Annotated in this window: 25 protein-coding genes; 17 read left to right on the plus strand and 8 right to left on the minus strand. The window is 62.1% G+C overall.

Features of this window, described 5'->3' with window-relative positions:
- Window positions 1–33: 33 nt before the first annotated feature.
- Complete coding sequence (locus AC06G5_RS20010) at window positions 34–681, minus strand: LexA family protein (protein ID WP_413427496.1); 648 nt, start codon at window positions 679–681, stop codon at window positions 34–36.
- A 129-nt stretch (window positions 682–810) separates the two neighbouring features.
- On the opposite strand from AC06G5_RS20010, the gene AC06G5_RS20015 reads away from it, so the two are divergent.
- Window positions 811–1152 (plus strand): DUF6124 family protein, encoded by a 342-nt coding sequence (locus AC06G5_RS20015; RefSeq protein WP_413427509.1) that lies wholly within the window; start codon window positions 811–813, stop codon window positions 1150–1152.
- Between the two features lie 481 nt (window positions 1153–1633).
- Window positions 1634–2785: a M14 family metallopeptidase gene (locus AC06G5_RS20020; protein WP_413427495.1), complete on the plus strand. Its 1152-nt coding sequence runs from the start codon at window positions 1634–1636 to the stop codon at window positions 2783–2785.
- Window positions 2786–2837: 52 nt separating this feature from the next.
- Here AC06G5_RS20020 and AC06G5_RS20025 read toward each other — a convergent pair whose 3' ends face one another.
- Together AC06G5_RS20025 and AC06G5_RS20030 are read right to left on the minus strand one after the other, a co-directional pair.
- Window positions 2838–3383, minus strand: coding sequence for a cytochrome b (locus AC06G5_RS20025; RefSeq protein ID WP_413427494.1), 546 nt, complete (start codon window positions 3381–3383; stop codon window positions 2838–2840).
- The gene (locus AC06G5_RS20030) at window positions 3380–4465 is read right to left on the minus strand and encodes a catalase family peroxidase (protein ID WP_413427493.1); all 1086 of its coding nucleotides are present in this window, start codon (window positions 4463–4465) and stop codon (window positions 3380–3382) included. Before AC06G5_RS20030 ends, AC06G5_RS20025 begins: the two co-directional genes overlap by 4 nt.
- 158 nt (window positions 4466–4623) lie before the next feature.
- On the opposite strand from AC06G5_RS20030, the gene AC06G5_RS20035 reads away from it, so the two are divergent.
- Together AC06G5_RS20035 and AC06G5_RS20040 are read left to right on the plus strand one after the other, a co-directional pair.
- Window positions 4624–5130, plus strand: a complete 507-nt coding sequence (locus tag AC06G5_RS20035) for a sigma-70 family RNA polymerase sigma factor (RefSeq protein WP_413427492.1) — start codon at window positions 4624–4626, stop codon at window positions 5128–5130.
- Entirely contained in the window at window positions 5127–5879 is a 753-nt protein-coding gene (locus AC06G5_RS20040; protein ID WP_413427491.1) for an anti-sigma factor family protein, read from the plus strand. Before AC06G5_RS20035 ends, AC06G5_RS20040 begins: the two co-directional genes overlap by 4 nt.
- A gap of 123 nt (window positions 5880–6002) precedes the next feature.
- Here the strand turns inward: AC06G5_RS20040 and AC06G5_RS20045 are convergent, their stop codons facing one another.
- Window positions 6003–6839: an IclR family transcriptional regulator gene (locus tag AC06G5_RS20045; protein ID WP_413428860.1), complete on the minus strand. Its 837-nt coding sequence runs from the start codon at window positions 6837–6839 to the stop codon at window positions 6003–6005.
- Window positions 6840–7084: 245 nt separating this feature from the next.
- Between AC06G5_RS20045 and AC06G5_RS20050 the strand changes: the two genes are divergently transcribed.
- From AC06G5_RS20050 to AC06G5_RS20090, 9 genes are all read left to right on the plus strand, one after another.
- Window positions 7085–8110 carry an ABC transporter ATP-binding protein gene (locus AC06G5_RS20050; RefSeq protein ID WP_413704423.1) on the plus strand — a complete coding sequence of 342 codons (1026 nt, stop codon included), beginning with the start codon at window positions 7085–7087 and terminating at the stop codon, window positions 8108–8110.
- Window positions 8107–8976, plus strand: a complete 870-nt coding sequence (locus AC06G5_RS20055) for an ABC transporter permease (RefSeq protein ID WP_413428858.1) — start codon at window positions 8107–8109, stop codon at window positions 8974–8976. Before AC06G5_RS20050 ends, AC06G5_RS20055 begins: the two co-directional genes overlap by 4 nt.
- 6 nt (window positions 8977–8982) lie before the next feature.
- Window positions 8983–9777, plus strand: a complete 795-nt coding sequence (locus AC06G5_RS20060; RefSeq protein WP_480458173.1) for an ABC transporter permease — start codon at window positions 8983–8985, stop codon at window positions 9775–9777.
- 7 nt (window positions 9778–9784) lie between these two features.
- Window positions 9785–10075 (plus strand): (2Fe-2S)-binding protein, encoded by a 291-nt coding sequence (locus AC06G5_RS20065; RefSeq protein ID WP_413428857.1) that lies wholly within the window; start codon window positions 9785–9787, stop codon window positions 10073–10075.
- A gap of 145 nt (window positions 10076–10220) precedes the next feature.
- Complete coding sequence (locus AC06G5_RS20070) at window positions 10221–11576, plus strand: FAD/NAD(P)-dependent oxidoreductase (protein WP_480458175.1); 1356 nt, start codon at window positions 10221–10223, stop codon at window positions 11574–11576.
- Window positions 11573–12688: an NAD(P)/FAD-dependent oxidoreductase gene (locus AC06G5_RS20075; protein ID WP_413428878.1), complete on the plus strand. Its 1116-nt coding sequence runs from the start codon at window positions 11573–11575 to the stop codon at window positions 12686–12688. Before AC06G5_RS20070 ends, AC06G5_RS20075 begins: the two co-directional genes overlap by 4 nt.
- Before the next feature lie 18 nt (window positions 12689–12706).
- Entirely contained in the window at window positions 12707–13753 is a 1047-nt protein-coding gene (locus AC06G5_RS20080; protein ID WP_413428877.1) for an ABC transporter substrate-binding protein, read from the plus strand.
- Between the two features lie 254 nt (window positions 13754–14007).
- On the plus strand, window positions 14008–15132 hold the full coding sequence (gene zapE, locus AC06G5_RS20085) for a cell division protein ZapE (RefSeq protein WP_413428684.1): 1125 nt from the start codon (window positions 14008–14010) through the stop codon (window positions 15130–15132).
- A gap of 81 nt (window positions 15133–15213) precedes the next feature.
- Entirely contained in the window at window positions 15214–16527 is a 1314-nt protein-coding gene (locus AC06G5_RS20090) for a leucine-rich repeat-containing protein kinase family protein (protein WP_413428685.1), read from the plus strand.
- A gap of 115 nt (window positions 16528–16642) precedes the next feature.
- On the opposite strand, the gene AC06G5_RS20095 is transcribed toward AC06G5_RS20090, so the two are convergent.
- Window positions 16643–17347 carry a YebC/PmpR family DNA-binding transcriptional regulator gene (locus AC06G5_RS20095; RefSeq protein WP_413428686.1) on the minus strand — a complete coding sequence of 235 codons (705 nt, stop codon included), beginning with the start codon at window positions 17345–17347 and terminating at the stop codon, window positions 16643–16645.
- 225 nt (window positions 17348–17572) lie between these two features.
- On the opposite strand from AC06G5_RS20095, the gene AC06G5_RS20100 reads away from it, so the two are divergent.
- Window positions 17573–18994: a type VI secretion system Vgr family protein gene (locus AC06G5_RS20100; RefSeq protein WP_480458179.1), complete on the plus strand. Its 1422-nt coding sequence runs from the start codon at window positions 17573–17575 to the stop codon at window positions 18992–18994.
- Window positions 18995–18997: 3 nt separating this feature from the next.
- Here AC06G5_RS20100 and AC06G5_RS20105 read toward each other — a convergent pair whose 3' ends face one another.
- Together AC06G5_RS20105 and AC06G5_RS20110 are read right to left on the minus strand one after the other, a co-directional pair.
- Complete coding sequence (locus AC06G5_RS20105; protein ID WP_480458181.1) at window positions 18998–20389, minus strand: FAD-dependent oxidoreductase; 1392 nt, start codon at window positions 20387–20389, stop codon at window positions 18998–19000.
- 70 nt (window positions 20390–20459) lie between these two features.
- On the minus strand, window positions 20460–21785 hold the full coding sequence (locus AC06G5_RS20110) for an MFS transporter (RefSeq protein ID WP_413428689.1): 1326 nt from the start codon (window positions 21783–21785) through the stop codon (window positions 20460–20462).
- A gap of 268 nt (window positions 21786–22053) precedes the next feature.
- On the opposite strand from AC06G5_RS20110, the gene AC06G5_RS20115 reads away from it, so the two are divergent.
- A complete protein-coding gene (locus AC06G5_RS20115) occupies window positions 22054–22926 on the plus strand; it encodes a LysR family transcriptional regulator (protein ID WP_413428690.1) in 873 nt (290 codons plus the stop codon).
- Window positions 22927–23018: 92 nt separating this feature from the next.
- On the opposite strand, the gene AC06G5_RS20120 is transcribed toward AC06G5_RS20115, so the two are convergent.
- Window positions 23019–23882, minus strand: a complete 864-nt coding sequence (locus tag AC06G5_RS20120) for a LysR substrate-binding domain-containing protein (RefSeq protein WP_413428347.1) — start codon at window positions 23880–23882, stop codon at window positions 23019–23021.
- Between the two features lie 109 nt (window positions 23883–23991).
- On the opposite strand from AC06G5_RS20120, the gene AC06G5_RS20125 reads away from it, so the two are divergent.
- Window positions 23992–25101, plus strand: a complete 1110-nt coding sequence (locus tag AC06G5_RS20125; protein WP_480458184.1) for a 2-aminoethylphosphonate--pyruvate transaminase — start codon at window positions 23992–23994, stop codon at window positions 25099–25101.
- A 165-nt stretch (window positions 25102–25266) separates the two neighbouring features.
- Window positions 25267–26094 (plus strand): phosphonoacetaldehyde hydrolase, encoded by an 828-nt coding sequence (gene phnX / locus AC06G5_RS20130; protein WP_413428349.1) that lies wholly within the window; start codon window positions 25267–25269, stop codon window positions 26092–26094.
- Window positions 26095–26098: the final 4 nt, after the last annotated feature.

Consider the following 26098-nt stretch of genomic DNA (forward strand, 5'->3'; position numbering starts at 1 on the left):
GATCGGTCCTACGCCCTGCGAGGACCGATCTGATCAGAACTTGGTCGTTGCCTGAACCACTACGCCGATGATTCGACATTCTTCGGTGTACAAGGCTTTCGGATACGTCGGATTGAGCGGGACCAGGTAACGCTGCCCGCCCTCTTCGATCAACTTGCGGAATGTGGCTTCGGCGCTGTCCGGCCACTGGGCAATCACCAGTTTGCCGGGCACGGCTTCCACGGCCGGGTCCACCAGAATCAGCATGCCTTCCGGGATGCTGATGCCATTGGGTGCGGTCATCGCATCGCCTGCCACTCTCAGCCAGAACGCAGCCCCCCGGGCGTGGTAATCGGACAGCTCAGAGCGCCCCTTTGCATACACCGCGACCTCGCCGTCGCGCACTTCGGCAGGTTCGCGCCAGTCACTGATCGGGTAGCGAAAGTACGGGTTGTACTTCTGTGTCAGGGGGATATCGTCGTCTGTTGACGCCTGCGGTTCCCGGATCACCAGCGCCACCTCGAGAAACTCGAGGCCCAGCGCCCGCAGTACACGGTTCATGTCTTCGATACCGGGTTCACGACGTTTGTTGAGCCAGTGGCCAATGCCGCCCTGGGACATCCCGAGGCGCTCGGCGAGTATCTCTTGAGTGATTTTGAGTTCACTCATCTTGGCCTTGACCAATTCGATCCATTTATCCATGTGCGGCACGATACGTGGATGACTCCGGCCATCAAAACACAAATTGTAGTATTTAAATTATCGTCACAAATACAGTCCGTATTAGTATCGATTCACGGATCTGAATCTAACACGGAGTTTGCCATCACCATGAACCCACCCGCCAATGACCTGTCGGACATGCAAATCGACACCACCCTCACCTCGCCCCAAGGCTCAGCAGCGGCACAACGCGCGCTGGACTATTACTTGAAACCAGCTATTTCAGAGGACGTTGCCGAGCTGCGTTTTTTTGATGTGAACCGCAATATCAGCGGCGAAGAGGCACTGGTCCATGCCTTGGACCTGTTGCGCTGCGCTGCCGCCACCGCGTACGAGTCAGCCAATCACCTGCAAGGCGCAAACCGCGACCTGGCGTTTTCGGCTGTGCATATGATCGACATGGCCAAGGCGATGGTCGATCGGTCGCTGGAGAAGTATGAAAACGGTTGAGGTGAGAAGGTAAATCGAGAGGACAGGAAAGAATTTTCCTATCGCGCAGGTGAAAACGTTTGACTTGCAAACGAGAATGATTATTATTGCATCGACTGATCGCGAGATCAGTCGATGGACCAGGTGACCTTAGGTCGGTCTCCCGGACTATCTCCTCATCAGGCTAATCACGGTTTTTGACCCGGCTTTTTGCCGGGTCTTTTTTTGCCAGTTTTCTGGCTTTTGGCTTCAGGCTAATGAAGTCTTCGGGTGTCGCAAATTCGATGGCGCGGATGATATCAAAAGAATGCCGCTTGGCAAGAGAAGCCCGGCATCATTGGTTAAAACCAGCGACAAATAGCACTTGAGAATCAATCGCACAGCCTCTAAGCTGCGACGGCGTCAAGGAGGACGCCCCCCCTGCACCCCGCAATTTCCCTCGGTTTCGCCCCACTCTTGCGTGTAAAGTAGCCGCCATAAAAATCATATTCAGGACTCGATTATGACCGTGGGAAAATCCTCTTTCGACATCACTGCCAACTTCGACAGCGGCAACATCCAAGTCATCGACATCAGCGACCCGCTCAAACCTCTTCTGGCCATTCGCCCGGACACTCGCAGTGCTCATTTCCAGTGGTTCCACTTCAAGGCCAGCGGCCTGCATGTCGGGCAGGAGCACTGGTTTCGCCTGAACAATGCCAGCCAGTCTTCCTATAACAAGGCCTGGACCGGTTATCAGGCGGTGGCGTCCTACGATCACGTCAACTGGTTCCGCGTACCGACCATTTTTGAAGGCGACTGCCTGCGCTTCAGCCTCGAAGCCGAGCAGACTCACGCCTGGTTCGCTTACTTCGAACCCTACAGCCGTGGCCGCCACGACTGGCTGATCGAGCAAGCACTGAGCAAGGCTGGCACTGAGTTGCTGGCCACCGGCAAAAGTGTCGAAGGTCGCGACATCCAGTTATTGCGCAAAGGCACCGGGGCCGAAGGCCGGCGCAAGGTGTGGATGATTGCCCAGCAACATCCGGGCGAACACATGGCCGAGTGGTTCATGGAGGGCGTGATCGAACGCCTGGAAAAACACGACGACCCGGTGCTGAATAAACTGCTGGCCAGCGCCGACCTGTACCTGGTGCCGAACATGAACCCGGATGGTGCTTTCCATGGCCACCTGCGCACCAACGCCATGGGCCAGGACCTCAATCGCGCCTGGCAGAGCGCCAGCCAGGAAATCAGCCCGGAGGTCCTGTTCGTTCAGCAACAGATGGAAAAATACGGCGTCGACATGTTTCTCGACGTCCACGGTGACGAGGAAATCCCCCACGTATTCACCGCCGGTTGCGAAGGCAACCCCGGTTACACGCCGCGGATCGAAAAGCTCGAGGAGCACTTCCGCACTCATCTGAAGCACACCACCAAGGACTTCCAGACCAGGTACGGCTACACCCGCGATGAACCGGGCCAGGCTAACATGACGTTGGCCTGCAACAGCGTAGGCCAGAAGTACGACTGTCTGTCGCTGACCCTGGAAATGCCGTTCAAGGATCACGACGATCATCCGAACGCGGAAACCGGTTGGTCGGGCAAGCGTTCGAAACAGCTGGGCAAGGATGTGCTGACCACGCTGGCGGATATGGTCGATACCCTGCGCTGACCACCTGTGGCGAGGGGCTTGCCCCCTCGCCACAATGATTGATCGGCAGCTTTCAACCGCGACCCCTACCCCGCAACATACTGTCCAGCACCTCATCACGGCGCACCCAGCCGTGAAACAGCGCCGCCGCCAAATGCAGCAACACGGTCAGAAACAGCAGATACGCCAGATACCCGTGCGCCTTGCGCAGGAAGGCAAAGACCTGCGCGTTCGCCGGCACAATCGAGGGTAGTTGCAGCGAACTGCTGAGCATTACCGGCTCGCCAGACGCCGAAATCATTGCCCAACCCAGCAGCGGCAAGACCAGCATCAATGCATACAACAAGACATGCGAAGCCTTGGCCGCGAGTACTTGCACACCCGGCATGTCCGCCGGCAGCGGTGGCTGCGTAGTGGAAAAACGCACCACCAGTCGCACGATCACCAACAGCAAGATCGCGACGCCCAGGGGTTTGTGCAGATGAATCAGCCACTCATGCCGCTCGGATACCGAGGCGACCATGCCGGCGCCGATAAACAGCATGGCGATGATCATCAGCGCCATCAGCCAGTGCAGCAGGCGCGCCAGCGGAGCGAAGTGGTTCGGTTGGGTGCTCATTGCTGGGCCTCCTGTTTGGCGGCGGGCAACTGGCCCACTTCGCTGGTGCGACGCAGGTAGGAATTGGCGTAACCGGCTGAACGAGCGGCGAGCAACGGGTCGTCGGAACCTTCGATCCCGGCAGGCAACACCAGCGGGTCGTAGTTGATGTCACGGCATTCACCGTTGAGTTGCGGCTGAGTCTTTTCCAGCACCAGGGTGCCAGCGTTCAACACCTTGCGCCCCTCGGGCCAAGCCTTGCTGGCGTCGTTGACCGGATCGCCGGGGTTGGCCAGGGTGATGTTCAACTGCCAGCGCAACGGGCCGGCGGCGATGCGCTGAACCAGGTCTTTCTCCAGGAAATCACTGCCTTCCGGTGCCGTCGCACCTGGTGCGTCCTGGGCCATCGGCACCATATTCCAGCGCACGGCCTGGCGTTGCCCGGCGGCATTGACCAGATAGAACGCGTTGACGCTGTTGTAGGTTTCCGTCACGTAACTGGCCGAGGGTTTGGCGGTCTTGATCCAGGCCAGGAACGGCGCAGATTCCGGGTGCGAGCCGAAGAACGCCGGCACCGCTGCGGGGTCCGGTTTGCCGGTAGCGGGAACCGGCGACTGGGCCTGCTGCAACTGATAGAACGCCTCGGGCGTGCCCACCGGGAACACCGGCATGCTGTTCATCCCCGTACGCCACTGCTGGCCGTTGGCCTGAGTGAAACGCAAGGCCATGCTGCGGATCGGCACGGCACTGTCCGGTGCATATGGATTACCGGCCGGCAAGGCGAAACGCCCGACCACCGGTGTCCGTGCTTCGTTGAACACCTGAGCGCTGGAATAGCTGCGCGCCTCGCCACTGCTCTCGAAATGCCCGATCACGCACACGCCTTTGGCATGGTTGCGACGGAAACCCGGATGCACGCCATTGTTGGTTTCCAGCACGTTGATCAGTTTCTTCGGGGTCAGGCGCTGTGGGTCGAAGGTGCCGTTGACGTAGGCAAACGCCCCAGCCACTGCGGCAACGACCACGGCAATGCCAGCCAGACGCAACGTCAGGCTCGCCGCACTCAAGGGTGGCCGGGTTGGCGGTGATGATCGATCTACCATGAAAGACTCCAGGGCCATCGGCCACAAGTGAGAAGAATCAAGCAGACGAACCGCACACAGGATTATTCCCATGCGCGGTATTTATTTTTTCAAGCGTGGAATAACCTCCAGCACGGGGCGTCTTCCTAGTCCCAAGCGTAGTGACTTGTCGGAACCTGATGAACGATATCGACGAAAAACTGAGAGAAATCATTCCCGGTATGCGCCGGTTTGCCGTGTCGTTGACGCGTAACCCGAGCAGCGCCGACGACCTGGTACAGGCGAGCCTGGAGCGGGCACTGTCAAGTTGGGGCGGCAAACGCGCCGAGGGCGACTTGCGCGCCTGGTTGTTTTCGATTCTCTATCGACAGTTTCTCGATGCGCACCGCCGCTCCCGGCGCTATGCGCGCATGCTCGAATTCTTCACCGGGCGTGACGATCCCCAGCCCTCGGTGGAACGCACCGTGATGGCACAATCCACCCTCAACGCCTTCGATCAACTGCCCACGGAGCAACGCGCGCTGCTGCTCTGGGTGTCGGTGGAAGGCTTGAGTTACAAAGAGGTCGCCGAGATTCTCGACGTCCCCATCGGCACCGTGATGTCCCGCCTGTCCCGGGCTCGCCAGGCCCTGCGCCAACTCAGCGATGGCGAAATCAACCGCCCATCCCTGCGGAGACTCAAATGATCAGCATGCCCCCCAGCGAGCGTGACCTGCACGCCTATGTCGACCACCAGTTGAGCGACGCCGACCGACGCCTGGTCGAGACTTTTCTGGCGAGCAATCCAGAAATGTCCGCGCAAGTGCGCGCCTGGCAACTGGACGCCCAGCAACTGCGCGCAGCCCTTGGTGGTGCCTTGCAGCAACCGGCCAACCCGAACCTCGATCCGGCACTGATTCGCCAACGCCTCAAACGTCAGTCCCGCCGACACCTGGCCAGCGCCGCGGTGCTGCTGATCGCTGTCGGCATCGGCGGTTTCAGTGGCTGGCAGGCACGACAAATGACCCTGGTCGGCGCCCCGCTTCCAATGACCGACGCCCTGCAAGCCTATCGCCTGATTGCCCAGCAAGAGATCCTGCCGGCGGACTACAAGGCCAGCGATGACGGCGATATGCAAGGCTGGCTCGACCGCTATTTCAACCGGGCCAATCGCTTGCCCGACCTCGCCGGCGCCGGATTCAAACCGGTCAGCGGGCGCTTGCTCAGCACCGATCAAGGGCCAGCAGCGATGGTGGTTTACCAGAACCTGACGGGACAAAAGATCAGCTTCTACGTGCGCCCACCGGGACCGAAAAACTTCATGCTGCCAAGGGGCAGTCGTAGCGATGGCGGGTTGCAGGCCGAATATTGGTCGGGTGGCGGCTACAACTACGCGATGGTCAGCCCGGCAGATACGGCGATGGCGCAGATGCTGAGGCAGACCAATCAGTTCTGAACACAACACCACCTCCTGTGGGTGCGGGCTTGCTCGCGAAGGCGGAGTGTCAGTCGACATTCACTTATCTGATACACCGCTTTCGCGAGCAAGCCCGCTCCCACACTTGGTCTTGTGGTGGTTTCAATTCTGTCCAAACACCTGCGACGGCCGCCGCAGCAGCGGATCGAACGGATTGATCCTTGGCCCGATCAACGCTGCTTCGCGCTTGAGCATCTCCACCACCGTCGGCAACCGATCCGGCCCCAGGCGGTCACTTACGGTCGCCACGCTCAACGCCGCCACCGCCCGGCCCTCGCGATCGAGAATCGGCACCGCCACCCCGGCCATGCCCTGCAGCACGCCGGTGTTGCGCCCGGCGTAACCGAGCTTGCGCACGTTCTCGACTTCCGAGCGCAGGAACACCTCGTCATACAGATGGAAGTCCTTGAGCCGCGGCAAGTTGTAGTGGATCACTGTGTCGCGTTCCTCTTCCGGCAGGAACGCGAGAATCGCCAGGCTGCCCTGCCCCACGCCCAAGGCCACCCGCCCACCGATGTCACCGGTAAAGGTGCGGATCGGAAACGGCCCTTCGCTGCGGTCCAGACAGATCGCGTCGAAACCGCTGCGCGCCAGCAGAAACAACGAATCGCCCAGCGACGCTGATAGCCGCAGCAGTGCCGGGCGCACCAGTTCGCGCAGGTTGCCGCTGTTGCCCGCGCGGGCGGCCAGGGCGAAAAAGTCCAGGCTGAGCCGATAGCGCTTGCTGCGCGCATCCTGCTCGACCATGCCTTCGTCCATCAGGCTGCGCAGCAAGCGGTGGGTGGTCGGTTGCGACAAACCGATGTGCTGGGCCAGTTGCGTCACGCGTTCGCCACCCTCGACCGTATCGCCCAGCGCACGCAGCACCGCAAACAGTCTTGAGACGGCACCTACGCCGACTTCATTTTTATTTTCATTCCGCTCAATGGAATCTGCCATGGATTTTCTCGTCAATTAATTTACTCATCGAATGAAACTGAAAATAGTCATCGCTTCAGTGAAATAGGCCATTGAGCCCATCCTAGTCTTCGTCCTAATCTGCGTCCAGACAGGGGCGATTCGAACAACAGTGGCAGCCGACTCAAGTCGAGCGCCAACGCACCCCGGCAACATTTTTCGTATCTGCCCATACAAGAAAGCGCGCCTTCGGGCGACGCATAACAATCTCAGGTGGAGGCGCACTCATGGCTTTTGTGCAACTTGAAAAACTCGGCAAACGCTACGGCGAAATCGACGCCGTGGTCGCCACTGACCTCTCGGTGGAGAAAGGCGAATTCGTTTCCCTGCTCGGCCCCTCCGGATGCGGTAAAACCACCACCCTGCAAATGATCGCCGGCTTCGTCGAAGTCACCAGCGGGCGCATCGTCCTGGACGGTCGAGACATCACCCATGCCAAGCCCGCCAGTCGTGGCCTGGGCGTGGTGTTCCAGAGTTACGCGCTGTTCCCGCACATGACCGTCAAGGACAACGTCGCCTTCGGTCTGCGCATGCGCAAGGTGCCGAACGCCGAGATCCGGCAACGGGTCGAGCGGGTGCTCAAACTGGTGCGCCTGCACCAGCACGCGGAGCGTTATCCACGGGAGCTGTCCGGCGGCCAGCGCCAGCGTGTCGCCCTGGCTCGGGCATTGGTGATCCAGCCACCGGTGCTGCTGCTCGATGAACCACTGTCCAACCTCGACGCCAATCTGCGCGAAGAGATGCAATTCGAGATCCGCCGCATCCAGCGCGAAGTCGGCATTACCACGTTGATGGTCACCCACGACCAGTCCGAAGCCCTGTCGATCAGCGACCGCGTGGTGGTGATGCAGGCCGGGCGCATCACCCAGATCGACGCGCCCTACACCCTCTACGAACACCCGCGTACCGAGTTCATTTCCGGGTTCGTCGGCAAAGCCAACCTGCTGCCCGGCGAGCGCGACACGGCCGGTGTGGTTCAGGTGTGCGAACGTGGCGATGGCGACCTGACCCTGAGCCTGCGCCCGGAGAAAATCGATCTGCGCGATGCAGGCCACGGTCGCTTGCAAGGCAAGGTCAGCAGCCGTTTCTTCCTCGGCAGCCAATGGCTGTACGGCGTATCGACGACTCTCGGCGAACTCTGCGTGGTGCGCCGCAATGACGGTTCGGCACCATTGAGCGAAGGCACGTCGGTCGGCCTGGACTGGGACGCGGCGCTGCTGCGGGTGCTGAGTGTCGACGAGGTGACGGCATGAGTGCACTCGCAGCCATTCACCAGGGACGTCAGGGTTACCTGCTGTCGGCCCCCGCCCTGACATTGTATTTCAGCCTGCTGGTGATCCCGCTGATGCTGACGCTGCTGTTGTCGTTCAACGTCTTCGACTACGGCTCGGGGATCAAGAGCGACGCCTACACCGTCGACCACTACGGCAGCCTGCTGGGCGACCCGTACTTCTACGAAATCTTCCTGCGCACCCTGTGGATCAGCGCGCTGACCACCCTGCTCTGCGTGCTGATCGGTGTTCCCGAGGCTTACATCCTCAGCCGCATGGGCACGCCATGGCGCTCGATCTTCCTGATCCTGATCCTCACCCCGCTGTTGATCTCGGTGGTGGTGCGCGCTTTCGGCTGGAGCCTGCTGCTCGGCGCCGACGGCCTGGTCAATCAGGTCCTGCAAGCTCTCGGGGGCTCGCCGATGAAGCTTTTGTACACGCCGTTCGCAGTGGTGATTGCGCTGGTTCACGTGATGCTGCCGTTCATGATCATACCGGTGTGGACCTCGCTGCAGAAACTCGACCCGGCCGCCGAGCAAGCCGCGCTGTCGCTGGGCGCCGGCCACTTCACGGTGATTCGTCAGGTGGTGCTGCCCCAGGTCATGCCCGGGATCCTGTCCGGCACCTTGATCGTGTTCGGCCTTGCCGCCAGCTCCTTCGCCATTCCCGGCCTGCTCGGCGGACGCCGCCTGAAGATGGTCGCCACGCTGATCTACGACCAGTACCTGTCGGAACTCAACTGGCCCATGGGTGCGGCCATCGCCGTAGCCCTGCTGCTCATCAACCTGCTGATCATGCTGTCGTGGAACCGCATGATCGAAGGCCGCTACAAGAAGTCATTGGGATAATTCGTCATGTCCAGGAACGGTCCTTTCGCCCTGCTGTTTCACGCCCTGGTGGTGGTGTTCATGCTCGCACCGCTGGTGGTGGTGTGCCTGGTTGCCTTCACTCCGGAGAACACCCTGAGCCTGCCGACCACCGAGTTTTCCCTGCGCTGGTTCCGGGCGGTGTTCGAGCGTGCCGACTTTGTCGATGCGTTCTACAACAGCCTGATCCTGGCGTTCAGCGCGGCCAGTCTGGCGACGCTGATTGCGGTGCCGGCGGCGCTGGCGATCACCCGTTTCGAGTTTCCCGGCCGGGATTTTTTCAACGGGCTGTTTCTGTCGCCAATCATCATTCCGCACCTGGTACTGGGTGTGGCGTTGCTGCGCTTGTTTGCGCTGATGGGAGTCAACGGCAGCTTTGCCTGGCTGATCTTCGCCCATGTGCTGGTGATCACGCCGTACTTGCTGCGACTGGTGCTGGCCTCGGCCATCGGACTGGACCGCAGTGCCGAACACGCCGCGCAATCCCTGGGTGCCGGGCGTTTCACGCTGTTCCGCCAGATCACCTTGCCGATGATCCTGCCGGGAGTCGCCGGAGGCTGGCTGCTGGCGTTCATCAACAGTTTCGACGAAGTCACCCTGTCGATCTTCATCACCTCGCCGGCCACGCAAACCCTGCCGGTACGCATGTACGTCTACGCCACCGAGTCAATCGATCCGATGATGGCGGCGGTGTCGGCGCTGGTCATCGCGCTGACCGCGCTGACCATGATTCTGCTCGATCGGGTGTATGGCCTGGATCGGGTCCTGGTGGGCAAACAATGAGGGCGCCATGGCTCTGCTGAAACGACTGGCCGAAGGCGACCGCCCGGTCCTGGACTTTACCCTCGACGGCCAACCGGCCAGCGGCTTGCTCGGCGACACCGTGCTGACGGCGGTGCTGACCTGCAGCGAACACCTGCGCGGCAGCGACTTCAGCGCCGAACCGCGCGCCGGCTTCTGCCTGATGGGCGCCTGCCAGGACTGCTGGGTGCGCCTGGACGATGGCCGCCGGGTGCGCGCGTGCTCGACCTTGCTGGAAGCCGGGCAACACATCAACCGCGAACCGGGGCGATCGATATGAACCTGCATTCCATCTGCAGAAACCCAATCCCCTGTGGGGGCTGGCTTGCCAGCGAAAGCGATCTGCCAGTCAACATCTCTACTGGATGTGCCGCCCTCTTCGCGAGCAAGCCCGCTCCCACAAAAGCACAGCAGCCGAGGTGCGCATGAAACCCGTGGTCATCATCGGCGCCGGCCCTGCCGGTATTCGTGCGGCGCAAACCCTGGTTGCCCACGGTGTTCGCCCGGTGCTGCTGGACGAAGCTTCGCGCGGTGGCGGGCAGATTTATCGGCGTCAGCCGGCCAATTTCAAGCGCTCGCCGGTCAAGCTGTATGGCTTCGAAGCACGCAAGGCCAACGCCCTTCACCAGACCATCGATGAGCTGCGCGAGCAGATCGATTACCGCCCTGAAACCCTGGTGTGGAACGCCGAGGACGGCGCCCTCGACACCGTGCAGGACGGACGTGCCGCACGGCTGGAGTTTTCCCGGGTGATCGTCGCCACCGGCGCCACCGACCGGATTCTGCCAGTGCCGGGCTGGACGCTACCCGGGGTCTACAGCCTCGGCGCGGCGCAGATCGCCTTGAAATTCCAGGGCTGTGCCATTGGCGAGCGTGTGGTGTTTGCCGGCAGCGGCCCGCTGCTGTACCTGGTCGCGTATCAATACGCCAAGGCCGGCGCCAAGGTGGTCGCGGTGCTCGACAGCTCGCCCTTCAGCGCCCAGGCCCGCGCCCTGCCCGGCCTGCTGTCGCAACCGGCCACGTTGGCCAAAGGCATCTATTACCGTGGCTGGCTGGCCGCCCATGGCATCCCGGTGCATCAGGGCGCAACCTTGAAACGCGTCGAAGGCGAACAACGGGTGCAGGCGCTGATCTGGTGTGACACAAAAGGCGAACATCGACTGGACTGCGATGCCGTCGCCTTCGCTCACGGCCTGCGCAGCGAAACCCAGCTCGCCGACCTGCTCGGTTGCGAGTTTGCCTGGAACCCGCTCAACCGCGCCTGGCTGCCACAACGTGAGCGCGCCGGGCGCAGCAGCGTCGCCGAGGTCTACCTGGCCGGTGACGGTGCCGGGATCATGGGCGCCGACGCCGCGGAAATGGCTGGCGAGCGCGCCGCATTGGCGCTGCTCGAAGACATCGGCTGCCTGATCCCGACGCAACGCGCCACACAGCTTGAACAGGTGCTGGAACGCATCGGCGATTTTCGCCGGGGCCTGGAACGCGCCTTCGCCTTTCCCGAGAACTGGGCCTCCAGCATCGCCGATGACGTGATGGTTTGCCGCTGCGAGGAAGTCCGCGCCGGCGATATTCGTGAAGTGGTGCGCGAGGGTCATTGGGAAATCAATCGGGTCAAGGCCCATTGCCGGGTCGGCATGGGTCGCTGTCAGGGGCGGATGTGTGGTGCGGCCGCAGCGGAAATCATTGCCTGTGAAAGTGGGCGCGCCGTGTCCGACATCGGCCGGCTGCGGGCTCAGGCCCCCATCAAGCCGCTGCCCTTTGGCCTGGAGATCGACGCATGACCGAAGTCGACGCAATTATCATCGGCGGCGGTATTGTCGGTGCTTCGGCGGCGCTGTTTCTCGGCAAGGCCGGGCGTCGCGTGGCGCTGCTGGAGCGGGACTTCTGCGGTTCGCATTCCAGCGGCGTCAACTACGGTGGCGTTCGCCGCCAAGGCCGACCGTTGTCGCAATTGCCGCTGTCGCAACGGGCACACGCCATCTGGGCGCAACTGCCGCAATTGATCGGCATCGACGGTGAATATCAACGCAGCGGCCACCTGAAACTCGCCCGCAGTACAGACGATTTGCGTGCCCTGCAAGACTACGCCGCCAGCAGCCAGGGCTTCGGCCTCGATTTGCAGGTGCTTGAGCGCACCGAACTGCGCCGGCGTTTTCCATGGGTGGGAGACGTCGCAGTGGGCGCCTCGTATTGCCCGGATGACGGTCACGCCAACCCGCGTCTGGTGTCCCCTGCATTCGCCCGGGCGGCGCGGCGCCACGGTGTGCAGGTACATGAGCAATGCACGGTCACCACCGTGGAACACGACGGCCAGCGCTTTCGCGTGCGCACGCAAACCGGCCTGGAGCTGCACGCGCCCTGGCTGTTGAACTGCGCCGGGGCCTGGGCCGGCAGCCTGGCCGCGCAATTCGGCGAGCCAGTGCCGATGCACTCCGGACACCCGGCGATGCTGGTCACCGAACCCTTGCCGCTGGTCATGGATGCCAGCACTGGCGTCGAGGGTGGCGGCATCTATGCGCGTCAGGTCGCGCGCGGCAATTGCGTGTTGGGCGGCGGCCAGGGGTTCGCTCTGGACGACGCCCGCGCCCGCCCCGGTCAAGGCGCCGTGCTGGAAATCCTGCGCCAGGCCGTCGAGCTCTACCCGTTTCTTGAGGGCGCCCAGGCGATTCGGACCTGGAGCGGCACTGAAGGTTATCTGCCCGATCGCCAACCGGTGATCGGCCACAGCCGTACCCAGCCTGGTCTGTTGCATGCGTTCGGCTTTGCCGGCGCCGGTTTCCAGATCGGCCCGGCGGTGGGCCAGGCGCTCACCGAGATCATCTGTAGCGGCGCGTCAAAGACGTCGCTGGATGCGTTTTCCATCACCCGGTTTCACTCCATCTCCGTAGCTTGATAGAGGAAGGTCGCGCCAATGAAAAACCTCAAACGCAACGCACTGCTCGGTTTGTCCTGCATGAGCGCCCTGCTCACCATCACCCAGGCCAACGCCGAACCGGTGCTTTACCTGGGCATGAACGGCGGGACCATGGAGCGGCTTTACGCCGACAAGGTACTGCCGGCTTTCGAGAAGGCCAACAACGTCAAGGTGGTGATCGTGCCGGGCACCTCCGCCGATATCCTGGCCAAGGTCCAGGCCAGCAAGGACAACCCGCAGATGCACGTGATGTTCCTCGACGACGGCATCATGTACCGCGCCATCGCCATGGGCCTGTGCGGCAAACTCCAGGACAACCCGACCCTTGCGCAAATTCCGGCCAAGGGGCGCATCAAGGATGAAGCGGTGGCCGTCAGCCTCGGCGTCACCGGGCTGGCCTACAACACCCGCCTGTTCAAGGAGAAAGGCTGGAATGCGCCGACCTCGTGGATGGACATGGCCGATCCTCGATACAAGGACAAGGTTGTGTTCCAGTCGATGGCCTCCTCTACCTTCGGCCTGCACGGCTTCCTGATGTTCAACCGGATTCAGGGCGGTAGCGAAACCAACGTCGATCCGGGCTTCAAGGCCTGGCCAGACACCGTCGGGCGCAACGTGCTGGAATATATTCCGAGCTCGGCAAAGATTTCAGAAATGCTCCAGACCGACGAAGCCGCGCTGTTCCCGCTGACACCGACCCAGGTCACCGCGCTGAAACTCAAGGGCATGCCGGTGGAATACGCACAGCCCAAGGAAGGCGCCGTGGTGCTCAACGTCGCCGAATGCGCCATCGCCAACAACACGCAGCCGGAACTGGCGCAAAAACTCGCCGCGTTCCTGCTCACCCCGGAAGCCCAGGCCGCTGCGCTTGAGGACGGCGACCAGATTCCTTCCAACCCCAATACCCCGACCTCCGACCGGACCCGCGGCCAGGTCGAAGCGATGAAAAAATACCTGCAGACGGCCATCGCGGTGGATTGGGATCAGGTCAACGAACAGCGCCCCGCGTGGAATGCCCGGTGGAACCGGAATATCGAGCGATAGGCGACCGACACGACTGCACTTTGCAAACGAAGCCCCCTGTAGGAGCGAGCTTGCTCGCGAAAAACTCTGGATAACGCGGGCACTCAGGCAGCACGCGTTATCGTTGACGTCCATCGCGAGCAAGCTCGCCCCTACAGGCCCCGTCGGAACTGCTCCGACGCGCACTGACACTGCTGGAAGCAAATTCCCTGCTCTGGTTACACTATGCCGCCGCAGCTCGGAGAGCCTGCCCGCAGACCAGAGGTGATATCCCAGTGGCCGTTCGACCACCTAATCGTTCGCGAATCAAATCGCGCTGGCAATCGTTGCGTCGCCTTTTCGGCAAGGCACCGGCTGCCGGCAGCGTCGCGGCGGGCCAAGTCATCCACGACTACTTCCGCCACCAGGCCCACTTCCAGGGCTACACCCTCAGCCACAGCCAGCAGCGCGTGATCGACTGCATGGCCCGGCAGGCGTCCATACTGGCGAGCGCTGCGCCGAACCCCCTTCCCGGCCTTTACCTGCATGGTGCCGTGGGGCGCGGCAAAAGCTGGCTGCTCGACGGTTTTTTCCGGGCCATTCCCCTCGCGAAAAAACAACGCCTGCACTTCCATCAGTTTTTCGCCCAACTGCACCAGGGCATGTTCGAGCACCGCGAACGTGCCGACGCCTTGGCGATCACCCTCGACGCACTGCTCAGCGATTGCCGGGTGCTGTGTTTCGATGAGTTCCATGTGCACGACATCGGTGATGCGATGCTCATCGCCCGGTTGTTCAAGGCACTGTTTCAGCGCGGCATCCTGTTGCTGGTCACCTCCAACTACCCGCCCGAAGGCCTGCTGCCCAATCCGCTGTACCACGCCCGTTTCAAACCGGTGATCGACTTGATCAATGCGCGCATGCAGGTGATGGAAGTCGGCGGTCCGCACGACTATCGCAGCCAGGTCCGCAACCACGCGCAACAGCTGTTCACCCAAGGCCATTACGTGTGGCCGGCCAGTGCGGTGCAGCGACGATCATTGAATCTGCCGGATCGCGGCGCCCAGCCCGTGGCGCTACCCGTGGGCACCCGGCATTTCCAGGCCCGTTTCTGCGATGAGCGGCGCATCGGTTTTACCTTCGCCGACCTGTGTGACCAACCTACCGCCGTGATGGACTACCTGGAACTGTGCCGCCGTTTCGATAGCTGGATCATCGATGAGCTGCCGCGGCTCGGTGAATGCTCGATTGCCGCCCAACAGCGTTTCATCAACCTCATCGACGTGCTGTACGACCAGGACAAGCACCTGACGCTGCTCGGGCAACACGCCCTGCGGGAAAGCCTGGACGGTGATGCCACTGATCTGGCACGCACCCGCAGTCGATTGGGGCAACTGGTTGAAGTCTGCGAGCCGACCTGACAGATCACCCGACTTTGCCGCTATCATGTCGCGCATTTCCGGGGCCACGCGCCTATTCCTTTTTTAATAGCGAATCTGTTCATGCATACCCTTGCTCAATTGCGCGCCGGCGAGTTGTCAGGCATCACGCGGCTGGATCTGGTCGATGGCCTCACCGAATTCCCCCGGGAGATTTTCGATCTGGCGGACTCGCTGGAAGTGCTCAACCTCAGCGGCAATGCCTTGAGCGCCCTGCCGCAGGACTTGCATCGCCTGACCCGTTTGCGCGTGCTGTTCTGTTCCGATAACCGCTTCACCGAGTTGCCGGCCTGCCTGGGCCAATGCGCTGCACTGACGATGATCGGCTTCAAGGCCAACCGCATCGCCCACGTGCCCGCAGCGGCACTCCCACCGCTGCTGCGCTGGCTGATCCTGACCGACAACTGCATCGAAACCTTGCCGAGCGAACTGGGAGAGCGCCCTTTCCTGCAAAAGCTCATGCTCGCCGGCAACCGTTTGCAAGCGCTGCCGGAGTCGTTGCGCCAGTGCCACCGGCTGGAACTGATCCGCATCGCCGCCAACCGGTTGACCGGGTTACCGCAATGGCTGCTGGAATTGCCGAGCCTGACCTGGCTGGCGTACGCCGGCAACCCGCTGGAAACCGAAGCCGATGCCGCGGCCCTCGACGCCACACCGCGCATTGACTGGTCGGCATTGCGTCTGGAGAAAAAACTCGGGGAAGGTGCGTCGGGGGTGATTCATCAGGCCGCCTGGCAACCGGCCGACCAGCCGTCCATGGCCGTTGCGGTGAAGCTCTACAAGGGCGAAATGACCAGCGACGGTTCGCCACTGCACGAGATGAACGCCTGCATCACCGCGGGCCTGCACCCGAACCTGATCCGCGTCGAAGGGCGGATTGTCGGTCACCCGCAGCAAACCGCCGGGCTGGTGATGCAACTGATCGCACCGAGCTACCGCAACCTCGCCGCATTGCCGAGCCTGGCGTCGTGCAGCCGCGATATTTACCCCGACGACTTGCGCTTCAGTGCTGCCGTGGCGCTGCGTATTGCCTCGGGCATTGCCTCGGTGGCCGAGCACCTGCACGGCCATGGCATCACCCACGGCGACCTCTATGGGCACAACATTCTATGGAATGAACAGGGTGATTGCTTGCTGGGGGACTTTGGTGCGGCGTCGTTCCACGCGATTTCCGACAGCCTTGAAAGCCGTGCCTTGCAGCGGATCGAAGTGCGGGCGTTCGGAGTGTTGCTGGGGGAGTTGCTGGAGCGGATCGACTCGGGGTTGAGCGATGAATTGCGCGGGGTGCTGGTGGATCTGGAGCAGCGTTGCTGTCAGCCACTGGTGCTGGCGCGGCCGGGGTTTGACGAAGTCGTGCAGCAATTGAAAAATCTGTGACCGCTGCGCGGTCAATCGCCGGATCGCCGCCCGGAGCCGGCTCGCTCTCACAGGGACAGCGCTAAACCTGTGGGAGCGGGCTTGCTCGCGAAGACGGTGTCACTGACGAATCAGATCAACCCGCCAACCCGACAAACATGTCCTGCACATCGTCGTGGTTATCAAGGCCTTCGAGGAATGCCTCGACTTCCGCCATCTGCTCGTCGCTCAGGCCGCTGACCGGGTTTTTCGGCTGGTAGCCCAGTTTGGCCGACAGCACGGTGAAGCCTTGTTCCGGCAGGGCTTTCTGTACCGAGTCGAGGTCGGTTGGCTCGGTCAGGAACAGGGTTGCACCGTCTTCACCCGGTTCGAAATCCTGTGCACCGGCTTCGATGGCAGCCATTTCCGGATCGGCGTCCGGGGTGTCCGGCGATGCTTCGATCATGCCGACATGGTTGAAGTCCCAGGCCACCGAACCGGAAGCCCCCAGTTGGCCCTTGCGGAACGCCACGCGGATCTCGGCGACGGTACGGTTGATGTTGTCGGTCACGCATTCAACGATCAGGGGTACCTGATGCGGGGCGAACCCTTCATACGTCACGCGATGGTATTGCACGGTTTCGCCCAACAAGCCCGCACCTTTCTTGATGGCGCGATCCAGTGTTTCCTTGGGCATCGAGGCCTTCTTGGCCTGTTCAACGACCAGACGCAAGTGTGCGTTGGTAGCAACATCAGCGCCGTTGCGCGCAGCAATAGTGATTTCTTTCACCAGTTTGCCGAAGATCTTGCCCTTGGCATTGGCTGCCGCTTCTTTGTGTTTAACCTTCCACTGTGCGCCCATTTCTCACTCTCTTATCTGTGGCATCTGTGGCGCCGAGACAATGATTGGCCGGCGCTTTGCGCAAGTTTATACGGCCTAAAGTTGGCAATCGACCAAAAAATCCCGACTGGTATCGACATCTTCACCAGCGGTTGTAGGGCGATTCGGAAATATCGCTTTAGCCTGCCCGCAATGTGCCGGGGTTTCGTACGCTCTGCCCCCTATTCCACGGCAGCGGCGTGTTCGATGCACAACGACAAGGAAAGTCCCACCACCCTGACCCTTCTCGATGACGACCTGAGCTTCCAGGTGGTCCGGTTCAGTGGTCATGAAGCACTCAACCAGCCCTATCGATTCGACATCGAGGTGATCGGGCTGGCACCGGCCCTGAACCTTGAACGACTGCTGCACCAACCGGCGTTCCTCGAATTTGGCCACGACCAAGGCATTCATGGCCTGCTGGACAGCGCCAGTTGTGAACACCGAAGCGGGCACCGGGTCGCTTACAAACTGGTGCTGGTGTCCCGTCTCCAGGCGCTGGATCGGCAACGATGCCGGCGGGTTTTCCAGTGCGCCAGCGTACCCATGATGCTGCGCCAGTTACTGGAGGAACACGGGTTGCCCGCCAGCAGCTATCGCTTTGAACTGACAACCGGGAATTATCCCCTGCGACCTTTTTGCATCCAGTACGAAGAAACCGACCTGGCGTTGCTGCAACGGCTGTGCGAGGAAGAAGGCATCCACTATCACTTCGAACATCAGCGCGACGGCCATGTGCTGGTGTTGGCCGATGACAGCCTGAGTTTCCCCCAGGAACCGCTGCTCATGCCGTTGCGCAGCGACGCCCTCGGCGAACATCACGAACCTGTGATCAGCGAACTGTTCCAGCGCCATGACGCTCCGCTCTCCCCCGGGCGCCCAGGTGCCAGGAATCCAGGTGCACCGGACGTTGGCGACGGCGCAGCCAATCACTCGTTCGCCACGGCGAGACACTTTCGCGCTCGCGAACAACAACATCGCGAACAGCTCAGCCGTCGACAACTGGAACGCCTGCGTTGCCGGCACCTGCAGATTCACGGTCAGAGTAACCAGGGAGCATTACGCAGCGGCCGGATCGTACAGGTGGCCGGGCACCCGCTGGCGAATTTCAACGATCAATGGCTGGTCACCGAAATCCGCCATGAGGGGCGTCACGCCTCCATTCTGCTCGACGACGCTGCGGGCGTGGCCAAGGGTTACCGCAATCAATTCAGCGCCATCCCGTGGTCGACGGTGTTCAGGCCAGCGCTCAATCAATCCCGGCCGAGTATCCCCGGGTATCAGCCCGGCCAGGTGTGCGGCCCGGTCGGGCAACCGGCGACAGTGGATGAGGATGGCCGGGTTCAGGTAATCCTCTGGCCCGCCACGCAATCAACCAACGAGGTGTCCACCGGCCTGTGGTTACCGCTGGCGCTGACCACCGTCGAGGACTGGATCGATCCGGCCCGCTTGCCCGTGGCCGGCAGCGAGGTACTGGTGATTTTCCTCGACAGTGACCCGGATCGCCCGGTGCTCTGTACGGCCATGAGCCCAAAGCCACAACCTCGCCGCCCTCGTCCGCGCGAGCCCCGCGGCGATACCCGCCTGCTGTTCGACTGGCTGCTCAACCGCTCGGACCTTGCGCCCTGACGCTCAGCCCTTGTCAGCCTTTCCGGCCGCTGCGGCGAACTTTGCCAGACGCACATCCAGATGCCGCGGCCGACGCCCGTGATCCTCCGCGCGCTCTTTGCGGCGGATGGCGTTACGCACCATCAGCGAGCCGATGTAGCGAATCGGCTCCGGTGGAAAGAAACCCAGCGGTCCGTTGACCAGCGGCGAACGGGTCCAGGGGTTATCCAGGCCCTGGACCATCGACGCCAGAATCTGCCCACCCATGTGACAGGGCCCGACACCGCTGCCGGAATAGCCAAAACCATAGAACACATTGCCACTGGCGCTCATCTGCCCAAAAAACGGCAGCCCGGTCACCGAACGGTCCGACGGACCGTTCCAGGTCGCTTCGACCTTGACGTCGGCAAACGCCGGGAAGAAATCCGCCAGGCTGTTCTGCAACAATCCGGCATAGGGTGAAGGCTGATCGAACACCGGCAACATGCGTCCGCCATAAGCGAAGGTATTGCCGCCCTTGCCAAGCATGATCCGGCCGTCCGGGGTGTTGTGGTAGTAGTGCACGAAAATCCGCGAATCGAGCACTGTGACTCCGCTGGTCAAGCCGACTTCCTCGAGCAAATCCGGCCGGGGCTCGGTGATCAGCATGTCGCTGGAAACGATCGCCACGCTGCGCTCGAACTGCGGGAACGCCCGGGCCATCCACGCATTCATCGCCAGTACCACACGATCGGCGCGAACAGTGCCATTGGGGGTTTGAATACCCGCCGGCTTGCCTTCTTCCAGCCCGGTCATCGCGGTGTTTTCGTGAATCCTCACACCCAATTGCAAGGCGACCCGGCGCAGACCGCGCACCAGTTTGCCCGGCTGCACACTGGCCGCGGCCGGGGAAAACCAGCCTTCCACGTGTTTGCTGGATCCGGCCATGCGCTGCACATCGGCCACCGGCCGCTGAGTGAACGAGTTGATGCCATTGCGCTCCAGTGCGGCGATGACCGCATCGGTCGAGCCGCATTGCGCACGATTGGTGGCGGTGTAGAGCGTACCGTCGAGGCGGTAATCGGCGTCCACCGCATACTGTTCGCAGAAGGCGCCGATGGCATGGATGCTGCGCTCGGACTCCTTGACCAGGCGCACGGCCTCTTCGACGCCGAACAACCGTTCCAGGGTGAAATACTTGGCCGACCACGACAACGCACAACCGCCATTGCGTCCACTGGCCCCGGCGCCGCAGATGTCCGCTTCGATGAGCAACACGTCCAGCTCGGGGTTCTGCTCCTTGAGCATGATCGCGGTCCACAACCCGGTGTAACCGCCACCGACGATGCACACGTCGGCACGGCTGTCGCCTTCCAGCGGCGGGCAGGTTTCGGATGCATCAGCCTTCAAGGCCTGGTCCAGCCAAAAGGGTCTCATGGGGGAAATCTCCAGTCAGTGGCCCACACGCCAGCCTGCCGCAGACGCAGCAGGCCGCGAGGGACAGGATTCAGGTACGCAGGGGTTTGATGTTCATCGCCCGATTGGGCACGAAGGGGTAGTTGGTTTTCAGGCCGCCCGGGCGGCTGTTCCAGTGCGGGATCAACACCAGCGCCGAGAACATGGCGCAGCCGGCGAAGACGATGAACACGGTAACGGTGTCGAAGTAGCCCGGCAGCAGCCCGCCGAGAATCGCCCCGACCGAGCCGCAGCCGTTGACGAAACCGGCTGCCGTGGCGCCGGCCTTGGCGGTGCCGAAGTCGATGGCCGCCGCGCCGCTGATCATCGAGTCCGGTCCGTAGAGGGTCAGGCCCATGACAAACAGCAGTGCCACCACCAGGACCACGCTGCCGGTGTGCAGGGCGCCCATGAACAGTGCCAGAGACACCGTCAGCGCCAACAGGCTGAGCACGCAAGCGGGCATGCGTCGGGCGCCGAACAGTTTGTCCGAGGCCAGGCCAATCATGATTGGCCCCAGCAACCCGGCCAGTTCGAACGAGGTCGGAATGATCGCCGCACCGACCTTGCCCACCGAAGGCATCTGTTCGAAGACGATCACCGGCCCCCACAGCAGAATCGCGTAGCGCGCCGGCTTGAGCATGAAGTACGCCAGCCCCAGCACCAGCACCGTACGGTTGCGCAGGATTTCCTTCAACGGCTCCCACATGCTGATTTTGCTTTGCGCGTCGGCCTGTTCGGCGGTCAGCTCAGGTTCCGGCTCCACCGCCGGCAAGCCGACGTCTTCCGGTTTGTTGCGTTGGAAAATAAAAAACAGCACGGCGACCAGCCCAACCACCGCCGCACTGGAAATGAACGCCGCATGCCAGCTGCCGATGAGCGTGTACGCCCACCAACCGGCAAACGGCGAGGCCACCAGACCGCCAAAGGCGTAGCAGGAACTCCACAGGCCCAAAACCCGTCCGCGTTGCTCGGAGGGAAAGAAGCTGCCGAGGTTCTTGCACAGCCCCGACCAACCAGTGGACTGCGCCAGGCCTTGTATCAGCATGCAGGTAGCGAAAATCGGTAAGGTTGCAAAGTTGCCCATCACCAGCGCCGCACAGGCGGAAATCAGCAACCCGCCCAGTACCACCACCCGTGGGCCGAAGCGGTCGGCAAGAATGCCCCAGGTGAATTGGCCGACGGCGTAGGCCGTCAGGTAGATGGCGTCGAGGTTGGCCATGGCCATTTTGTCGAGCATGAAGGTCGGGTCTTCGGCGATGCCGAGCTTGGCCACCGAGAAGGCTTTGCGGGTGAAGTAAAACGCGGCGTAGGCGAGCCAGGTGATCGCGAAGATCTGCACGCGCCAACGCTTGATGGTGCCGATGTGCTTGTTCATTGTGATTCTGACCTCAGGGTGTGAGTGTGCCGGCAGAATTGGAATAAAACGCCTGTTTTTTTATTGTTGAGCACTGCGGTATCGCCCTGTCCCTACGGCGGATACCGGTCAGATGAGTCCTGTTATTGCACGCCCAGGCTCATGGCACCCGCTGCTGTTCGACTGACCGGTCAGCGGGGCTGAGGTGGATAAAAACAATTACTGATTAATAAGTGAAATCGATTTATCGTATTTCAAATATAAGGTCAGCTTGTTACTGGAGATTGCCATGTCGGTTTCCCACGCCCAGCTCAAAGCGTTCCACGCCGTGGCGGTCCATGGAAGCTTTACCAAAGCCGCCGAGCGGCTTTTTCTGACGCAACCGGCGATCTCCGACCAGGTGCGCAAGCTCGAAGAGCGCTACGGTGTCTTGCTGTTTCACCGCAACAAGCGCTCGGTGCGCCTGACCGATCTGGGCGAGCGCCTGTTGAGCGTTACCCAGCGGCTTTTCGTGATCGAGGCGGAAGCCCAGGAACTGCTTCAGGAGTCCCAGGCCTTGCAGACCGGCAGCCTGATTCTGGCGGTGGACGCACCGGTGCATGTGCTACCGCAGATTGCCCGGTTCTGCGAACGCTACCCCGGGATCAGCGTGAAGATCGAAACCGGCAACACCGATGAGTCGCTCTTCCGACTGTTCAACTACCAGGCCGACCTGGCGTTGCTGGGTCGTGACGTCAGCGATGATCGCCTGATCTCCCTGCCCCTGCGTAACGACCCGATGGTGGCGTTCGTGTCGCGCCATCACCCGTGGGCCGACCGCGAATCCATCACCCTCGCGGACCTCGACGACACGCCACTGGTGCTGCGGGAAATCGGCTCGGTGACCCGACAGACCCTGGAAGAGGAAATGCAACGCGCCGGGTTCCGCATTCGCCCGGCGATTCAGGTCGAGGGCCGGGAGGCCGCACGGGAAGCGGTGGTGGTCGGGATCGGGGTGGGCGTGGTGTCGGCCGCCGAGTTTGGTGCGGACTCCAGGGTTTGCGCGCTGCCGATTACCGATTGCGAACGACGACTGACTGAAACCCTGGTGTGCTTGCGCGAGCAGAGTTCGCGGCGGGTGGTGGCGACGTTTCTGGAGATGGTGCGCGAAAGCCTGGTGTAGACAGGTCCGGCCCCTTCGCGAGCAAGCCCGCTCCCACAAAGATGGCGCTGAACCTGTGGGAGCGGGCTTGCTCGCGAAGGGCGCGCCTCGGTCTACCTGACCGGCGCCAACCCGAAAAACGCCTGAATCAAGCGTAAATCCCTGCGCCGCTCCATGCACCCGATCATGTGCCGGTTCACCAACCCCTCGCCGATGATCGGTACCGCCGCCACTCGCGGGTCGTGGCTGACCTCCACCGACGACACCACCCCCACCCCCAGTTCGGCGGCCACCGCCTCGGTCACCGCTTCACGGCTGTCCAGTTCCAGCAACACCCGCGGATTGACCCTGGCCTGGGCGCAAGCCTCATCGAAGGTGCGCCGGGTAATCGAACTCGGTTCGCGCAGCACCATGATCACCTGATCCAGCTCCCTGAGCTGCACGCCTTTGGTCTTCTGCGCCCAGGGATGCCCGTCGGGCACCAGCGCGCAAATCCGTGATTCGTTCAACGCTTGCAGATGCAAGCCCTTGCGCGGCTCGACCTCGGTCAGCACCGCCACGTCGGCATGCTCGGACAGCAGCGCCGCCAGGGTTTCCTGGGCGTTGCCCAGACGCAGGTTCACCGTGATCCCCGGATAACGCGCGCGCAGGCTGGCGAGCATCGGCATGACCATGTGCGGACCGTCCGCCGCCACCTCCAGACGCCCGGTCAACAATTGCCGGTTGGCTTCAAGCATCACCTGCGCCTCTTCGGCCAGGCCGAACATCGCCCGGGTGATGGCCGCCAGCTTGGTGCCCTCCTCCGTCAGCTCCACTCGCCGGGCGGTGCGGCGCAGCAGGGTGATCTGGTAGTGCTCCTCCAGGGCCTTGATGTGCCCGGTAACCGCCGGCTGGCTGATAAACAACCGCGCCGCCGCCCGGGTAAAGCTGCCTTCGCGCGCCACGGCATCGAAGGCGCGGAGCTGAAACAGGTTCATGAATAACCTTCACTGATGGCTGGCATAACAACAAACAATTTGATTGATATCACGGCAAATTGCAATTTAAGCCCCGTAGCTTCATCCCATCGATTGCGAGGACATGAGAATGAGTACTGCCGAACCCATCCTGCTCACCCCCGGCCCATTGACCACTTCGGCCCGCACCCGTCAGGCGATGATGATCGACTGGGGTTCATGGGATGACCGCTTCAATCAATTGACCGCCAGCCTCTGCGAGCAACTGCTGGCAATCGTCAACGGCGCCGCTACGCACCACTGCGTGCCCCTGCAAGGCAGTGGCACCTTCGCGGTCGAGGCAGCGATCGGCACGCTGGTGCCTCGGGACGGCAAGGTTCTGGTACTGATCAACGGCGCCTACGGCAAACGCCTGGCGAAGATCTGCGAAGTGCTGGGCCGCTCCTTCAGCACCTTCGAAACCGCCGAAGACGAGCCGACCACCGCCGCCGACGTCGACCGCCTGCTGCGCGCCGATAACGGCATCACCCACGTCGCCCTGATTCACTGCGAAACCAGCACCGGTATCCTCAATCCGCTGCCGGAAATCGCCGATGTGATTGCCCGGCACGGAAAACGCCTGATCATCGACGCCATGAGTTCCTTCGGCGCGCTACCGGTAGACGCGCAACAGATTCCGTTCGACGCGCTGATCGCTGCCTCGGGCAAATGCCTGGAGGGCGTGCCGGGCATGGGCTTTGTCTTTGCCCGCAAGGAATCCCTGGCCGCTGCCGCCGGCAATTCGCATTCGCTGGCGATGGACCTGCAGGACCAGCACGCCTACATGGCCAAGACCGGCCAGTGGCGCTTCACCCCGCCGACCCATGTGGTCGCCGCGCTGCACGAAGCCCTGCTGCAATACAACGAAGAAGGTGGCTTGCCGGCGCGGCACGAACGCTACGCCGCCAACTGCCAGGCATTGATGGAAGAGATGGGCAAACTGGGGCTGCGCAGCTTCCTGCCGGCGGCGATCCAGGCGCCGATCATCGCCACCTTCCATGCCCCGAAAGACCCTCGCTACCAGTTCAAGGAGTTCTACGAGCGGGTCAAGGCCAAGGGTTACATCCTCTACCCCGGCAAGTTGACCCAGGTTGAAACCTTTCGCGTCGGCTGCATCGGCCATGTCCAACCGGCCGAAATGCGCGAAGCCGTGGCCGCGATTGGCGAGGTGTTGCGCGAGATGGAAGTGCTCGACATCTGACCCACACCGCATTCCCTGTGGGAGCGGGCTTGCTCGCGAAAGCGGTCTGACAGCCAACACATTTGTCGACCGACACACCGCCTTCGCGAGCAAGTCGAATCGTCGCACCGCCGCTCCCACCAAAAGCTGCTCTCCAATAGCCAGTTATTACAGGACTTGATCACCATGAACTACGCCAACCCAACCAGACTGCAAGCCGCCATCCTCGACTGGGCCGGCACCGTGGTCGACTTCGGCTCCTTCGCCCCGACGCAGATTTTCGTCGAGGCCTTCGCCGAGTTCGACGTCCAGGTGTCCATCGAAGAAGCCCGAGGCCCGATGGGCATGGGCAAGTGGGACCACATCCGCACCCTGTGCGATCTGCCGGACGTTGCCGAGCGTTATCGCAAAGTCTTCGGCCGCACGCCGACCGACGATGACGTCACCGCGATTTACCAACGCTTCATGCCGCTGCAGATCGAAAAAATCGCCGAACACTCGGCACTGATCCCGGGTGCGCTGGAGACCATCGCCAATCTGCGCCAGCAAGGGATCAAGATCGGTTCCTGCTCCGGTTACCCGAAACAGGTCATGGACAAAGTGGTCGATCTGGCCGCCACCAACGGCTACGTGGCCGATCACGTGGTCGCCACCGACGAAGTCCCGAATGGTCGCCCATGGCCCGCCCAGGCGCTGGCCAACGTCATCGCCCTGGGCATCGACGATGTTGCCGCGTGCGTGAAGATCGATGACACCGTGCCGGGCATTCTCGAAGGTCGCCGCGCCGGCATGTGGACCGTGGCGCTGATCTGCTCGGGCAACGCCCTGGGCCTGGACTACGAAGGTTATCGCGCGCTCGGAAGCGACCAGCTGGACAGTGAGCGCAAGCGTATCCACGCGATGTTCGAAAGTTCGCGCCCGCACTACATGATCGACACCATCACCGATCTGCCGGAAGTGATCGCCGACATCAACAAGCGTCTGGCCAACGGCGAAATGCCGCAATCGAGCTGAAAAA

It is taken from the genome of Pseudomonas sp. WT-JTC, from assembly GCF_056711565.1.

What these genes read in the sequence shown, in the direction of transcription:
- AC06G5_RS20010 (WP_413427496.1), bottom strand. Translation starts at nt 681, where the DNA reads ATGGATAAATGGATCGAATTGGTCAAGGCCAAGATGAGTGAACTCAAA.
- AC06G5_RS20015 (WP_413427509.1), top strand. Translation starts at nt 811, where the DNA reads ATGAACCCACCCGCCAATGACCTGTCGGACATGCAAATCGACACCACC.
- AC06G5_RS20020 (WP_413427495.1), top strand. Translation starts at nt 1,634, where the DNA reads ATGACCGTGGGAAAATCCTCTTTCGACATCACTGCCAACTTCGACAGC.
- AC06G5_RS20025 (WP_413427494.1), bottom strand. Translation starts at nt 3,383, where the DNA reads ATGAGCACCCAACCGAACCACTTCGCTCCGCTGGCGCGCCTGCTGCAC.
- AC06G5_RS20030 (WP_413427493.1), bottom strand. Translation starts at nt 4,465, where the DNA reads ATGGTAGATCGATCATCACCGCCAACCCGGCCACCCTTGAGTGCGGCG.
- AC06G5_RS20035 (WP_413427492.1), top strand. Translation starts at nt 4,624, where the DNA reads ATGAACGATATCGACGAAAAACTGAGAGAAATCATTCCCGGTATGCGC.
- AC06G5_RS20040 (WP_413427491.1), top strand. Translation starts at nt 5,127, where the DNA reads ATGATCAGCATGCCCCCCAGCGAGCGTGACCTGCACGCCTATGTCGAC.
- AC06G5_RS20045 (WP_413428860.1), bottom strand. Translation starts at nt 6,839, where the DNA reads ATGGCAGATTCCATTGAGCGGAATGAAAATAAAAATGAAGTCGGCGTA.
- AC06G5_RS20050 (WP_413704423.1), top strand. Translation starts at nt 7,085, where the DNA reads ATGGCTTTTGTGCAACTTGAAAAACTCGGCAAACGCTACGGCGAAATC.
- AC06G5_RS20055 (WP_413428858.1), top strand. Translation starts at nt 8,107, where the DNA reads ATGAGTGCACTCGCAGCCATTCACCAGGGACGTCAGGGTTACCTGCTG.
- AC06G5_RS20060 (WP_480458173.1), top strand. Translation starts at nt 8,983, where the DNA reads ATGTCCAGGAACGGTCCTTTCGCCCTGCTGTTTCACGCCCTGGTGGTG.
- AC06G5_RS20065 (WP_413428857.1), top strand. Translation starts at nt 9,785, where the DNA reads ATGGCTCTGCTGAAACGACTGGCCGAAGGCGACCGCCCGGTCCTGGAC.
- AC06G5_RS20070 (WP_480458175.1), top strand. Translation starts at nt 10,221, where the DNA reads ATGAAACCCGTGGTCATCATCGGCGCCGGCCCTGCCGGTATTCGTGCG.
- AC06G5_RS20075 (WP_413428878.1), top strand. Translation starts at nt 11,573, where the DNA reads ATGACCGAAGTCGACGCAATTATCATCGGCGGCGGTATTGTCGGTGCT.
- AC06G5_RS20080 (WP_413428877.1), top strand. Translation starts at nt 12,707, where the DNA reads ATGAAAAACCTCAAACGCAACGCACTGCTCGGTTTGTCCTGCATGAGC.
- AC06G5_RS20090 (WP_413428685.1), top strand. Translation starts at nt 15,214, where the DNA reads ATGCATACCCTTGCTCAATTGCGCGCCGGCGAGTTGTCAGGCATCACG.
- AC06G5_RS20095 (WP_413428686.1), bottom strand. Translation starts at nt 17,347, where the DNA reads ATGGGCGCACAGTGGAAGGTTAAACACAAAGAAGCGGCAGCCAATGCC.
- AC06G5_RS20100 (WP_480458179.1), top strand. Translation starts at nt 17,573, where the DNA reads ATGCACAACGACAAGGAAAGTCCCACCACCCTGACCCTTCTCGATGAC.
- AC06G5_RS20105 (WP_480458181.1), bottom strand. Translation starts at nt 20,389, where the DNA reads ATGAGACCCTTTTGGCTGGACCAGGCCTTGAAGGCTGATGCATCCGAA.
- AC06G5_RS20110 (WP_413428689.1), bottom strand. Translation starts at nt 21,785, where the DNA reads ATGAACAAGCACATCGGCACCATCAAGCGTTGGCGCGTGCAGATCTTC.
- AC06G5_RS20115 (WP_413428690.1), top strand. Translation starts at nt 22,054, where the DNA reads ATGTCGGTTTCCCACGCCCAGCTCAAAGCGTTCCACGCCGTGGCGGTC.
- AC06G5_RS20120 (WP_413428347.1), bottom strand. Translation starts at nt 23,882, where the DNA reads ATGAACCTGTTTCAGCTCCGCGCCTTCGATGCCGTGGCGCGCGAAGGC.
- AC06G5_RS20125 (WP_480458184.1), top strand. Translation starts at nt 23,992, where the DNA reads ATGAGTACTGCCGAACCCATCCTGCTCACCCCCGGCCCATTGACCACT.
- phnX (WP_413428349.1), top strand. Translation starts at nt 25,267, where the DNA reads ATGAACTACGCCAACCCAACCAGACTGCAAGCCGCCATCCTCGACTGG.